The sequence below is a fragment of the Rheinheimera pleomorphica genome, assembly GCF_011634895.1.
GTDB lineage: Bacteria > Pseudomonadota > Gammaproteobacteria > Enterobacterales > Alteromonadaceae > Alishewanella > Alishewanella pleomorphica.
Genome location: NZ_SIRR01000001.1, coordinates 21775 through 34175, shown reverse-complemented (window position 1 = coordinate 34175; position 12401 = coordinate 21775). Strand labels below are relative to the sequence as shown.

Genomic DNA, 12401 nt, shown 5'->3' with positions numbered 1-12401 from the left:
ATAACAGTAATATCTCGCCGGAGGGGATTTTGGATAAAAACATGAAAATTCTGGTGGTGGATGATTTTTCTACCATGAGACGCATAATAAAAAATCTGTTACGTGACCTTGGCTTTACCAATGTTTCCGAAGCTGATGATGGCAGCACGGCGTTGCCTATGTTGCAAAATGGGGACTTCGATTTTGTCGTGACCGACTGGAATATGCCGGGCATGCAAGGGATTGACCTGCTGCGGGCTATTCGTGCCGATGCTAAATTAAAACATATTCCGGTGCTGATGGTGACAGCTGAAGCCAAGAAAGAGCAAATCATTGCCGCCGCTCAGGCTGGCGTGAATGGCTATATTGTGAAACCTTTTACTGCAGCCACTCTGCAAGAGAAGTTAGCTAAAGTATTTGAACGGATCGGCTAACCGTAACTGACAAAGGAGCGTTGCCATGTCCGCAATTACGGCGCCTTTAATTTCACTGGAGCAGGCCCGGGAGCTGGTGCAGCTACTGGAAATGGGAGAGCACGACAGCGCCAATCAGCTGGTACAGCAACTTGCTGTGCCAGGTTCGTCAGAACTGTTTGCCGAAGTAGGTAAACTGACCCGGCAGCTTCATGATTCACTGAAAAACTTTCAGATAGACCCATCGTTAAACAACCTGCTTGAAGAAGATATTCCGGATGCGAAAAAGCGGCTTAATCACGTTATTGATATGACAGAGCAAGCTGCTAACCGCACCATGGATGCGGTAGAATCCTGTCTGCCTATCGCTGATCAGCTCAGCCAGCAACTGGGCAAAATTGAGCCACAGTGGCAAAAGCTGATGCAGCGTCAACTGCAACTTGGTGAGTTTAAAGCGTTGTGTCATCAGCTTGACGGTTTCTTTTTGCAAGCCAGCGGCGATTCTAATACGTTAAATGCGCTGCTTACCGACGTACTGATGGCGCAGGATTATCAGGATTTAACCGGGCAAATTTTACGCCGGGTAATAGAGCTGGTACGCGAAGTTGAGGAAAGCCTGATTGGCCTGTTAACAGCATTTGGCCAATCCAGCATGATGGTGCCAACCGAAGCCAAACCGGCGAAGAGCAAACCCAAAGCACATGAGGCCGAAGGCCCGATTATTGACGCTGCCGAGCGCGACGATGTGGTCAGTGGTCAGGATGACGTCGATGATTTGCTGTCCAGTTTAGGTTTTTAACAGAGGTGTCTTTGCATGAGCTTTGATATGGATGAAGATATACTGCAGGACTTCCTGGTTGAAGCCGGCGAAATCCTCGAATTGTTGCAGGAGCAGCTGGTTGAGCTGGAGAATAATCCGGACGATGCCAACTTGCTTAATGCTATCTTCCGCGGCTTTCACACGGTAAAAGGCGGTGCCGGTTTTCTGTCGTTAACTGAACTGGTTGATGCCTGCCACGGTGCCGAAAACGTGTTTGATATTCTGCGTACCGGTAAACGCCGGGTTACGCCTGAGCTGATGGACGTGATCCTGCAATCGTTGGACAGCATCAATGCGATGTTTGTCGAGGTACAAAACCGTCAGCCGTTAACACCAGCTTCGCCGGCTATTCTCGATGCGCTGCATCACTACAGTGAACCAGAATCAGCCGATAACCCGGCACCGGCCGTTGCCAAAGCGCCAGAAGCGCCGGTTGTAGCAGCGCCGGTTAATGCTGAACCCGCCGCCGGTGCAGGGGTTGACGACATCACCGAAGAAGAATTCGAACGGATGATGGATGAGCTGCATGGTAAAAAGGGCTCACCTACTGCCGCTGCACCCGCCGTTAGTGCACCGGTTGCTGATACGGCGTCAGGCGATGACATTACCGACGACGAGTTTGAAGCCATTCTTGATCAGTTACATGGGAAAGGCTCTTTTATCCCGGATTCAGCTGCCAAAGCCGCGCCTGCTGCACCTGAACCAGCGCAAAATAGCAGCAAAGCTGATGATGAAATTGATGATGCCGAATTTGAAGCCTTATTAGATCAATTACATGGCAAAGGCAAAGCGCCGGCCGCTGTGCCCGCAGCAACAGCGGCTGCTGATGCAGTAGTGGCAAAACCGCAGCCTGTCGCAGCGCCAGTCGCTAAGAGTGCAGCTCCGGCACCGGCAGCTGCTGCACCAGCAGACAAAGCCGCGGCCGCACAGCAGGCGGCACAGGCTGAAACGACAGTAAGGGTGGACACTAAACGGCTGGACCAGATCATGAACATGGTAGGTGAGCTGGTATTAGTGCGTAACCGTTTGGTCAGTTTATCCGGCACGGTACAAAATGAGGAAATGAGCAAAGCCATTTCTAATTTAGATGTGGTGACGGCGGATATTCAGGGTGCTGTGATGAAAACCCGCATGCAGCCGATTAAAAAAGTTTTTGGCCGCTTCCCGCGCGTGGTTCGCGACCTGGCGCGTTCACTGCAAAAAGACATTGAACTGGTGCTGGAAGGTGAAGAAACCGATTTAGATAAAAATCTGGTGGAGGCGCTGGCCGATCCGTTAGTGCACTTGGTGCGCAACTCGGTGGACCATGGTATTGAAATGCCGGATGTGCGGCAAAAGGCTGGCAAAAAACGCACCGGTACGGTGAAGCTGGCAGCGGCCCAGGCGGGGGACCATATACTGCTGACCATCCATGATGATGGCGCCGGTATGGACCCGGAAAAACTCAAAGGTATTGCCATTAAGCGCGGTATTCTCGATACCGATGCGGCCGCTCGTATGTCTGACACTGAGGCGTTTAACCTGATTTTTGCACCGGGGTTTTCTACCAAGGAGCAGATCTCGGATATTTCCGGCCGTGGTGTTGGCATGGACGTGGTAAAAACCAAAATTAACCAGCTTAACGGTACTGTGCATATTCACTCAAAAATGGGTGAGGGTACCTTGCTGGAAATTAAGGTGCCGCTAACCTTAGCAATACTGCCGACATTGATGGTGATGGTAGGCAAACAAACCTTTGCCTTGCCGCTGGCCGGTGTCAGCGAAATTTTCCATCTGGATTTAAACAAAACCAATGTCGTCGACGGCCAACTTACCGTTGTCGTGCGCAATAAAGCGATACCGCTGTTTTTCCTCGAACACTGGCTGGTGAAAGGTTCAGACAAAAAACGCCGGCGTGAGCAGGGACATGTGGTTATCGTGCAGATAGGCACTCAGCAGGTTGGCTTTGTTGTTGATTCGTTGATTGGCCAGGAAGAGGTAGTGATTAAACCGCTGGACGCCTTGTTGCAAGGCACGCCGGGAATGGCCGGGGCAACGATTACCTCGGACGGTGGCATAGCACTTATTCTGGATGTGCCTAATTTGCTGAAACATTATGCGAAGAAATCAAAAATTAAGTTTGATCGCTTCAATAAAATGCACGCCTAAAGAGAGAACCCTATGGCGATTAAGGTGTTAGTAGTTGATGATTCAAGTTTTTTTCGCCGCCGTTTGACGGAGATCCTTGCAAAAGACGGCGACATTGACATTATTGACACTGCCGTAAACGGTAAAGAAGGCGTTGACAAGGCGCTGGCGCTTAAGCCAGACGTGATTACCATGGATGTTGAGATGCCAGTGCTCGATGGTATCTCAGCGGTGCGGCAGATCATGGCACAGCAGCGCATTCCCATTCTGATGTTTTCGTCACTGACGCATGAAGGTGCCAAAGCTACCTTAGATGCACTGGACGCCGGTGCGGTGGATTTTCTACCGAAAAAGTTTGAAGACATCGCCCGCGATAAAGACGAAGCCGGCCAGCTGTTACGCGACCGTGTCAGGGCTGTAGCCCGTAAACGCCAACTTGGCCGCAGCACCTTTAGTAGCACTGTTACCGAACGCAACACCAGCCCGGCTTCGCCTGGCGTGGCACAGCGGCCAGCCTTAACCCGCAGCAGTTTTGAACGGCCCAAATTAAGTGAACGGCTGGCCCCGGCCAGCAGTGCGCGTTTTAGCGCCAGCGGTAAAAGCTACAAACTGGTGGCCATTGGCACCTCTACCGGTGGCCCTGTTGCACTGCAGCGCATTATTACTGCCTTACCGGCAGACTTTCCGCTACCTATAGTGCTTATTCAGCATATGCCTGCTGCCTTTACCGGCGCCTTTGCCCAGCGCCTGAATACCCTGGCAAAAATTGAAGTGCGTGAAGCCAAAGATAACGATGTGCTGCGCCCCGGCGTAGCCTATCTGGCACCGGGTGGCAAACAAATGCTGATCGAGGGCAGTGAGCGCGACGCCCGGTTACGCATTAAAGAAGATGACTCACCGCGTATCACCTTTAAACCCAGTGTTGATATTACCTTTGCCACAGCGGCGAAAAGTTATGGCGACAAAGTCCTTGCCATTGTCTTAACCGGCATGGGAGCCGATGGCCGTGAAGGTGCCCGGCTATTAAAACAGGCCGGTGCGCGGATCTGGGCGCAGGATGAAGCCAGTTGTGTGGTGTACGGCATGCCGCAAGCCATAGCCGCCGCCGGGTTGATGGATATGGAAGTTAGCCTGAATGACGTTGCATCACGTTTGATAACGGAAGTGGGCCATGGATAAACTGGCGATCAGTGGTTTTATACTGGCGGTACTGGCCGTAGCAGGCGGCTTTGTTATTGAAGGTGGCAGCCTGGCCACCTTAATACATTTTCCGGCATTTTTGATTGTTTTTGGCGGTACCTTAGGTGCAGTAATGCTACAAACACCGTTAAATCAGTTTATGTTGGGGCTGAAAATGCTGCCCTGGGTCTTTCGACCGGCTGCTTTACCATTGCAACATACCGCAGAGCGCATAGTGCACTGGGGCAGTGCGGCGCGAGGCAGTGGTTTTCTGGCACTGGAAAATGATGCCCTGGCCGAGCAGGATCCCTTTTTACACCGCGGCCTGAATTTGCTGGTAGACGGGGTAGAGCCCAAAGCATTGCAAGATACCCTGGATGCGGAGCTGACGCTGGAGCGTGAGCGCTTATTGCGCGGTGCGCGTATTTTTGATGCCATGGGCGGTTATAGCCCGACCATAGGTATAGTCGGCGCTGTGCTGGGGCTGATTCAGGCGATGGCAAATATCTCTGAACCCCAATTGCTCGGACTGGGTATCGCCACCGCTTTTGTGGCGACTATTTATGGTGTCGGTTTTGCCAATTTGTTGTTTATTCCGGTCGGCAACAAGCTGAAAAGCCTGGTACATCAGCGTACGTTATACCATGAGCTGATTGTTGAAGGGCTGGTGTCGATAGCGCACGGTGAAAACCCGCGCAATATAGAGCGTAAGCTGGCCGCTTACCATCCGGGATAGTCTATGTACCGGCATAAACAGCAGCACAAACATATAGAGCAAGAGCAATTAGATCGCTGGCTGGTCTCTTATGCTGACTATATGACGCTGATGTTTGCCCTGTTTGTAGTGCTGTATGCGATGTCGATCGTTAAAGAAGAAGAGTACAGCGTGCTGGCTGACAGCCTGACGAAAATGTTTGAAAAGCCATCGCACTCCGGCACAGGTGTAGCCGGCAGTTCAGTGCTAACGGTACCGGCACCGCAAAGCGAACTCGATTTACACGGCAGCTCGTTGCAACAAGCCAAAGGGCCGACGCTGCTGGCTGATGCAACGCAGTTGTCTGCTGCGAACGAACGGCAATTGGGTAGCCCATTGCAATCGGTTGAACAACAACTGACTAAAGCCCTGGCGAATTTGCTGGAACAAGGCCTGGCCAAGCTGCAGCAAGATGACAACTGGCTCAGTATTGAGCTTAGCAGCGGTTTGCTGTTTGCCAGCGGCAGTGCTACCACCACCCAATCGGCGCAAACCTTGTTGAATGAAATTACCGCTGTGATTAACCCGATTAACAACTATATTCGCATTCGGGGCTATACCGATAATCAGCCGATTAATAACGAACTTTTTGCCTCAAACTGGGAGTTGTCGGTAAGCCGCGCCACCTCAGTATTACGGCTGTTGGAGCGCTTGGGCACAGCGCCACAACGTATGGCGATAGAAGGCTATGGCCAGTATTATCCGTTTGTTCCTAATGACAGCGCTGAGGGCAGAGCGGCAAACCGTAAAGTAGTGATAGCCATCTCGCGCTATGGCTATGTGGCCTCTGACGCCAGCCAGGCACCGTCGGCAGATGATGCTGCGGCAAGGCAAGCTTTACAACAACAGCTGGAGCAGATCACACAGCAAGACGGCAGTATTCGCGTCATCGCTTTACCCGGTGGTGGTATTCGTATTACGACTCGTGACGATAATCCGGATGCTGAGCCGGCAAAACAACAGGAACCCTGAAGTGGTTATTTGGACCGTTGCTAATCAAAAAGGCGGAGTGGGTAAAACCACCACCACCGTCACGCTTGGAGGCCTGCTGGCACAGCGTGGCTATAAGGTCTTGCTGGTCGATACCGATCCGCATGCGTCTCTTACCTATTACTTTGGTATTGATGCTGAAGAACTTGAAGTCAGTGTTTATGACATTTTTATCCGCGGCAAAGATATCAGCAGTGAAGAAATTCTACAGTCGCTGTGCCCAAGTGGAATGAATAATCTGGATATTCTGCCCTCATCTATGGCGCTGGCCACGCTGGATCGCGCCTTAGGCAACAAAGGCGGCATGGGCCTGATGCTAAAAAAAGCGCTGCAGAAAATCAGCAAAGAATACGACTATGTACTGATCGACTGTCCGCCGGTAATGGGCGTGTTAATGGTAAATGCCATCGCCGCCTGTGACCGTATTTTGATCCCGGTACAGACCGAGTTTCTGGCCTTAAAGGGCCTGGAGCGGATGATTGCGACCATGGCGCTTATGCGCACCTCACAGCAAAAAGAGTACGCCTATACCATCATTGCCACCATGTATGATAAACGCACTAAGGCATCGCTTGAAGCGTATAAAGAGCTTAAAGCCAAGTATCAGGACAAAGTCTGGTCGGCAGTGATACCGGTAGATACCAAGTTTCGCGATGCCAGCCTGGCGCAAACACCGCCAAGCCAGTTTGCCTCTGCCTCGCGTGGGGTGTTTGCTTACAACACCCTGCTCACTTATTTACTACAGCTGGCACCGGAGTAAGGCATGAGTAACTTAATTGCCAGTCAAAAGGTGATGCAGCACTATCTGTCGGCATTATTGACAGAAGAGGAGCCGCTTGACGCTACCTTACTGGCTGAACAAAAAAAGCAGCAATTAAATCAGTTACTGGCGCAGGCGGTTGTCACTGAAACCGCCACGGTTACTGCGCCACGGCATGACACTGCGGTGCAAACTGCCACCGCGACAGATACGGCACTGGCAGCACTAAAGGCGAAGTTTGCGGTAGCCGAGCAGGCGCAGCAGCTACAGCAGCGTGACATCCCCGTGGCAGAGCGCGTTGCCTCCGTCCAGTCTCAAACACCAGTTGCGCCGGTGCAGGCGGCAACAAAAGACTATCGGCAAGGCCGGTTTCAGGCGCTGTTTTTTGACGTTGCCGGCTTAAAAGTGGCCGTGCCGCTAAAAGAGCTTGGCGGTATTCATCAGCTTGGTAGTGTCAGTAGTCTGATTGGTAAGCCAGAATGGTTTAAAGGCATTATGCTGTACCGTGAGCAGAAAATCAGTATTGTTGATACCGCACGCTGGGTGATGCCAGAAAAATATGACCAAAGCATGCAGCAAAAGCTAAACTATCAATATGTTATTATGCTGGGCAACAGTAATTGGGGCCTGAGCTGCGAAACGCTGATAAACACTTATGTATTAGAGCAAGACGATGTAAAGTGGCGTGAAGCAGAAGGCAAGCGGCCCTGGATGGCAGGCCTGATTAAAAAACATATGTGTGTTTTGATTGATGTAGACGCGATGATTGACTTATTAAACCGGGGCCAGGATATCAGTGCCTAACGGTTTGGCTATTTAGACAGGAGCTGTGCATGAGTAATTTAACCAAGCAGTCAGTGAAAAAAACTGACGCTGCTGATGTAGTGTTACAGTGGGTAACGTTTAAACTGCAGGAAGAAACCTACGGTATTAACGTGATGCAAGTGCAGGAAGTGCTGCGATACACCGAAATTGCACCGGTACCTGGTTCACCAGAGTATGTACTGGGTATTATTAACCTGCGTGGTAACGTCGTCACCGTTATCGACACCCGATCGCGTTTTGGTCTGGAGCCGGCGGAAGTGACGGATAATAGCCGTATTGTGATTATCGAGGCGGAAAAGCAGGTCATTGGTATCCTGGTAGACAGCGTCGCTGAGGTGGTCTACCTGAAGTCGTCCGAAATCGACACAGCACCGAATGTGGGAACAGAAGAAAGTGCCCGCTTTATTCAGGGCGTGTCTAACCGCGAAGGTGAGCTGCTGATCCTGGTTGATCTGAATAAACTGCTCAGTGACGAAGAGTGGGACGAGATCAGCTCGATCTAGGAAACCTTATGTGGCTTACGATCACAATTCAAGCTGCCATAGTGCTACTGTGCGCTGTGGCGGGGTATATTTGGCTTAACCGCACTTTGCAACAGCATGCACAGCAGCGGACTGAATTGGAGAAACGGCTTGAATTCAGTGCACAACAGCTGCAGCAAAGTCAGCATGAAGTTGAGGAGCTGCGGGCCGGTATTATTGGTGTAGGCCAACGTGTGTTGCAACTTGATTCAGCTTTAAACCAGTTAAGTAGCCAGGTTAGCAGTGCGCTGCAGGAATTGTCTGATAAACAGCAAGCACTGGCGCTGTCTGATCCGGAGTCAAAAATTTATAGCCGGGCGATGAAAATGGTGCAGCTGGGTGCTGATTTAGAAGAAATCATGCGCGAGTGCGAGTTACCACGGGCTGAGGCTGAACTGCTGTATAATTTACATCAGGCGAAAAAGTAACCCGTCATCTTCTTTTCAAGTGACCCCTTGAACGGCATTAGCTTTTAAAGTCGACCCTCTGGTGAATATTATGCCAGTTCTGCGGAAACTTGCCCTGCAATACATAGGAAAACGCAATTAACTCTGCTATCACAATATACAGCTGGGGAGGAATTTGTTCGCCCAGCTCTAACTGACTTAGCAGTCTGCTTAGCTCATCATCCTGATGCACCAACACGCCATGTTGCTGCGCCAGGGCAATAATGTCATCAGCCAGCTGGCCATGGCCCCGGGCGGTAACCGTAGGGGCCTGTTTGCCATCATACTGCAGCGCCGTGGCGGTTTTATACTTATCGCTATCTGTCATTGTTAATGTCCTTATACCTTAACGGCCAGCAGGCTGTTAGCCCGCGGCAGCAATGAGTCTGGAATTTTGCCCAGCACACAGTCAGCCTGGCTGACGTTTAGCCCCTGCATTTTACAGCGGTCTTTTAGCAGTGGCAGAAATTGCAGTGCCAGTGCTTTGGCCTGCGGTTGCTCGGTATAAAATTGCAGCTGCAGTTGTTGCTGCTGTAATTTGGCCACCACCAGCAAAGACCCCAACTGCTGTAAGTCGAATTTCATCGTTAGTTGCCACCAGTGCTGCTTTTCGCCTTTTTGCTTACCATCGGCTTCACGTTGTTCCAGTTGCAATTGGCTGAATACCGTCCTGTCGCCTTGCTGTAGCGGCAGTTGCAGCAGAATTTGCTGTTGTGCCTGGCTGCTGCTGTCCAGCGTGGCCAGCTGGCTTTGTTGTAAGGTGCTGCTGTGGCTGGCCAGCTGGCGCAGTAAAGTGCTGGCCTGGGCCGGCTCCAGGTTACTGACCAACTGCGCCAGTTTCTGGTTGGCTAAGGTTTGCGCAGCGGGTGGTGGTTTCTGCGCCAAATGTCCGAGTAACAGTTGAATGGCGACCGCCAAAGCACCACCACTGGTTTGCACATTGGCATTGCTTTGCAGTGGCTGAAACTGCAGCAAGCTCAGTAGCTGCGGCATCAGTTGAGCAGGGGAGAGCACTTTGTTGCCGTCAGGCTGGCTTTGCCGTAGCTGCTGCAAAACCTGTTGTACGGCGACGGGCAGCTCAGGCAGATCTTGCAGCGGCGCTGGCTGTGCCGGCAGCAGTGGTAACAGATGCCGCCAGGCCTGCTGCACCGCAGTGCTGGTGACAACCGGCGTTGCCAGCGTGGCTGTCTGACCGGGCCTGGATTGCAGTGACTGGCTGACAAGCTGCAGTGGCCGGTTAAAGTCGTCCGGCGCTGCTATAAATTGCACACTGGCTTTGTCCGGCACTAATTGCAGCTGCCACTGCTGATTCGCCAGAGGTTGTAGCTGCAAGTGATAGTTGGCCGCAGTCGCGGGCAGTTTAAGCGATGCCACAGCGCCAAGGCGGTTGTCAGAGGGGGTAAGCTGTTGCTGATTAAATAACTTAACCAGTTGCTGTAATAGCTGGGCCTGCTGTGGCTTTTCCAGAATAGCCTGATGATTACCGGCAGCGGCTGTGCCTGGCAGCAACAGGTTGGCGCTGAGTTTGTCGGCACTGCTGCTAAGTTGCAACAGCACGGTAAGTTGGCTGGAATGGCTGCTGCTGAGTAACTGGCTCAGATGCTTTTGTACCGCTGGCGGAATGGGCAGTGCTGGCAGTGCCGGTAACTGGATGCTTGCCGGACCGCTTTGGTTAAGTAAGCGTGCGCTGACTAAGGCGCTGTTGCTGCTATCCTGCAGGGCCTGGCTGGCAGTAGCTTGGCTAAGGCTGACAAATAGCTGTATTAACAGCTGACGCACCTGCGCTGCCGGCAGCGGATAACTGAGCACTTTTGCCGGGCTGTGCAAGGTAACCAACACCTGGCTGTTGCTCCCTGGTGCAAATTGCACTTGCACCGCTTGTTTTAGTAGCTCACCCGTTGTGACATTGGCTTTGTTCGCCGTGGCGCTATGTTCAGGTAAGGCGATGCTGTGCAACCAGTGCTGCACTGTAGCACTGGCGCTGCCGGGCAGGCTTAGCTGCAGCGGCGCCTGTGGTGTTGGCAGGCGCAGCACCACGCCGCCTTCGCTTAGCTGGGTAATGCGGGCCTGATACAGCTGCGCAATCACCAGCTTTAGTGTCGCGGCGTCAGCTTTGCCGGCCGGCGCTAACTGGAGCAGTTTATCCAGATTGATCTGGTTCATATTTTACCTGTTTTGCCTTGGTCTGATGTTGCGGCGCATTCGTATTATGTCGTCAATATGGTAATATGCGCCCAATTTTTACTGTCGTCGATAGCCAGAGCTTAGTGATTAAACCAACAGCATTTCCTGTTTTGCCCGGTCAACCGTTATTGACCGCCTGCGGCCTGGCTTGTATCCGTCAGGATCGGGTATTGTTTGAACAATTGGCTGTCAGCGTCAATGCCGGTGAGCTATTACAGGTCGCCGGTAAAAACGGCGCCGGTAAAAGCTCCTTGTTACGGCTGCTGGCCGGCCTGGCCCAACCGGACGAGGGCAGGGTGCAATACTGCAGGCAAGATGTCACCGCCGTTGCTGCCGACTATGCCGCCAATCTATGTTATATCGGCCATCAGAGCGGGATTCATGAGCAATTAACGGCGCTGGAGAATCTCAGCTTCTGGCGTGCCGCGGCGCAGCAGGCGCCAGCAGATGATTTAGCTTTGCTGGCCCGTTTAGGCCTGGCCGGACTGGAGGATATTCCTTGTCGCATGTTATCGGCCGGCCAACAGCGGCGGGTGTCGCTGGCGCGGCTGTGGTTTGCCAGCCGGCAACTGTGGATCCTCGATGAGCCCTTTACGGCGTTGGATCAGGGCGCTATCGCCATGCTGCAACAACATTTTTTGCAGCATTTGCAGCAAGGCGGCGCCATAGTGCTGACCACCCACCAGAGCCTGAGCCTTAAGTATGACAAGTTGAACACACTGGAGCTGGCTTACCGATGGTAACTTTAGGGGTTTTTATTCGCCGCGAGCTGCGATTACTGGCGCGGCAAAAAGCTGACTGGCTTAACCCGGTGCTGTTTTTCATTATTGTTTTGTGCTTGTTCCCGCTCGGTGTCGGGCCTGAACCGAATATGCTGCAACTGATGGCCCCCGGCATTGTCTGGATAGCGGCCCTGCTTAGCGTGTTGCTGGCGGCAGAGCGCTTATTTAAAGACGACTTTCGCAACGGCGTGATTGAGCAGTTGGTCGCGGCGCGCCAGCCTTTGCTCAGTTTTGTGCTGGCCAAACTGGTCACCAACTGGTTAAGTACCGGCTTGCCGCTGGTATTGTTATCGCCACTGGTGGCGTTGCTGCTGAATCTGCAGACGCCAGCCTTTATTGCTATGTTACTGACGCTGTTATTGGGTACGCCTCTGCTGAGCTTGCTTAGCGTAATGGGCGCTGCCCTTACGGTATCTGCCGATAAAGGTGGCATTTTACTGGCACTGCTGATTCTGCCGCTGTATATTCCGCTGCTGATTTTTGCCAGTGCGGCAATGGAGGCCGCCAGCATGGCGCTGCCGTATCATGGTCAGCTGGCAATTATGCTGGCGATGTTGTTATTTGCTCTGGCACTGGTTCCGCTGGCGGTGCTCAGTGCCTTAAAACTGAATGTGAGCTGAT

The 12401-nt window shown here is 52.4% G+C and carries 14 protein-coding genes; 12 read left to right on the top strand and 2 right to left on the bottom strand.

The features are described from left to right. Positions 1–41 precede the first annotated feature (41 nt). Genes cheY through EYB30_RS00135 form a run of 10 tightly spaced genes read left to right on the top strand, consistent with a single transcriptional unit; the run spans position 42 to position 8796 of the window. Entirely contained in the window at positions 42–413 is a 372-nt protein-coding gene (gene cheY, locus EYB30_RS00180) for a chemotaxis response regulator CheY (RefSeq protein ID WP_206109480.1), read from the top strand. Between the two features lie 25 nt (positions 414–438). Then, complete coding sequence (locus EYB30_RS00175) at positions 439–1191, top strand: protein phosphatase CheZ (protein WP_166835737.1); 753 nt, start codon at positions 439–441, stop codon at positions 1189–1191. A gap of 15 nt (positions 1192–1206) precedes the next feature. Further along, a complete protein-coding gene (locus EYB30_RS00170; protein WP_166835736.1) occupies positions 1207–3360 on the top strand; it encodes a chemotaxis protein CheA in 2154 nt (717 codons plus the stop codon). A gap of 12 nt (positions 3361–3372) precedes the next feature. Continuing rightward, positions 3373–4518: a protein-glutamate methylesterase/protein-glutamine glutaminase gene (locus EYB30_RS00165; RefSeq protein ID WP_166835735.1), complete on the top strand. Its 1146-nt coding sequence runs from the start codon at positions 3373–3375 to the stop codon at positions 4516–4518. Further along, positions 4511–5254: a flagellar motor protein gene (locus EYB30_RS00160; protein ID WP_166835734.1), complete on the top strand. Its 744-nt coding sequence runs from the start codon at positions 4511–4513 to the stop codon at positions 5252–5254. Before EYB30_RS00165 ends, EYB30_RS00160 begins: the two co-directional genes overlap by 8 nt. A 3-nt stretch (positions 5255–5257) precedes the next feature. Continuing rightward, entirely contained in the window at positions 5258–6244 is a 987-nt protein-coding gene (locus EYB30_RS00155; RefSeq protein WP_166835732.1) for a flagellar motor protein MotB, read from the top strand. A 1-nt stretch (position 6245) separates the two neighbouring features. After that, positions 6246–7022 (top strand): ParA family protein, encoded by a 777-nt coding sequence (locus EYB30_RS00150; RefSeq protein ID WP_166835730.1) that lies wholly within the window; start codon positions 6246–6248, stop codon positions 7020–7022. Between the two features lie 3 nt (positions 7023–7025). Beyond that, a complete protein-coding gene (locus EYB30_RS00145; protein ID WP_166835728.1) occupies positions 7026–7826 on the top strand; it encodes a chemotaxis protein CheW in 801 nt (266 codons plus the stop codon). 29 nt (positions 7827–7855) lie between these two features. Next, positions 7856–8350, top strand: a complete 495-nt coding sequence (locus tag EYB30_RS00140) for a chemotaxis protein CheW (RefSeq protein ID WP_166835726.1) — start codon at positions 7856–7858, stop codon at positions 8348–8350. A gap of 8 nt (positions 8351–8358) precedes the next feature. After that, positions 8359–8796 carry a DUF2802 domain-containing protein gene (locus EYB30_RS00135; protein ID WP_166835724.1) on the top strand — a complete coding sequence of 146 codons (438 nt, stop codon included), beginning with the start codon at positions 8359–8361 and terminating at the stop codon, positions 8794–8796. 37 nt (positions 8797–8833) lie between these two features. On the opposite strand, the gene EYB30_RS00130 is transcribed toward EYB30_RS00135, so the two are convergent. Together EYB30_RS00130 and EYB30_RS00125 are read right to left on the bottom strand one after the other, a co-directional pair. Next, entirely contained in the window at positions 8834–9142 is a 309-nt protein-coding gene (locus tag EYB30_RS00130; RefSeq protein WP_166835722.1) for an EscU/YscU/HrcU family type III secretion system export apparatus switch protein, read from the bottom strand. Between the two features lie 11 nt (positions 9143–9153). Next, entirely contained in the window at positions 9154–10977 is a 1824-nt protein-coding gene (locus EYB30_RS00125; RefSeq protein ID WP_166835720.1) for a flagellar hook-length control protein FliK, read from the bottom strand. A 65-nt stretch (positions 10978–11042) separates the two neighbouring features. Here EYB30_RS00125 and ccmA point away from each other — a divergent pair, with 65 nt between their 5' ends. After that, on the top strand, positions 11043–11741 hold the full coding sequence (gene ccmA, locus EYB30_RS00120; RefSeq protein WP_166835718.1) for a cytochrome c biogenesis heme-transporting ATPase CcmA: 699 nt from the start codon (positions 11043–11045) through the stop codon (positions 11739–11741). Continuing rightward, on the top strand, positions 11735–12400 hold the full coding sequence (gene ccmB, locus EYB30_RS00115) for a heme exporter protein CcmB (protein WP_166835716.1): 666 nt from the start codon (positions 11735–11737) through the stop codon (positions 12398–12400). The genes ccmA and ccmB overlap by 7 nt, the downstream gene beginning before the upstream one ends. The last annotated feature ends 1 nt before the right edge of the window (position 12401 follow it).

Bases quoted from the DNA above. Each gene is read 5' to 3' on its own strand.
- EYB30_RS00140 (WP_166835726.1), top strand. From the start codon at position 7,856: ATGAGTAATTTAACCAAGCAGTCAGTGAAAAAAACTGACGCTGCTGAT.
- EYB30_RS00165 (WP_166835735.1), top strand. From the start codon at position 3,373: ATGGCGATTAAGGTGTTAGTAGTTGATGATTCAAGTTTTTTTCGCCGC.
- EYB30_RS00130 (WP_166835722.1), bottom strand. From the start codon at position 9,142: ATGACAGATAGCGATAAGTATAAAACCGCCACGGCGCTGCAGTATGAT.
- ccmA (WP_166835718.1), top strand. From the start codon at position 11,043: ATGCGCCCAATTTTTACTGTCGTCGATAGCCAGAGCTTAGTGATTAAA.
- EYB30_RS00135 (WP_166835724.1), top strand. From the start codon at position 8,359: ATGTGGCTTACGATCACAATTCAAGCTGCCATAGTGCTACTGTGCGCT.
- cheY (WP_206109480.1), top strand. From the start codon at position 42: ATGAAAATTCTGGTGGTGGATGATTTTTCTACCATGAGACGCATAATA.
- EYB30_RS00125 (WP_166835720.1), bottom strand. From the start codon at position 10,977: ATGAACCAGATCAATCTGGATAAACTGCTCCAGTTAGCGCCGGCCGGC.
- ccmB (WP_166835716.1), top strand. From the start codon at position 11,735: ATGGTAACTTTAGGGGTTTTTATTCGCCGCGAGCTGCGATTACTGGCG.
- EYB30_RS00175 (WP_166835737.1), top strand. From the start codon at position 439: ATGTCCGCAATTACGGCGCCTTTAATTTCACTGGAGCAGGCCCGGGAG.
- EYB30_RS00145 (WP_166835728.1), top strand. From the start codon at position 7,026: ATGAGTAACTTAATTGCCAGTCAAAAGGTGATGCAGCACTATCTGTCG.
- EYB30_RS00160 (WP_166835734.1), top strand. From the start codon at position 4,511: ATGGATAAACTGGCGATCAGTGGTTTTATACTGGCGGTACTGGCCGTA.
- EYB30_RS00155 (WP_166835732.1), top strand. From the start codon at position 5,258: ATGTACCGGCATAAACAGCAGCACAAACATATAGAGCAAGAGCAATTA.
- EYB30_RS00170 (WP_166835736.1), top strand. From the start codon at position 1,207: ATGAGCTTTGATATGGATGAAGATATACTGCAGGACTTCCTGGTTGAA.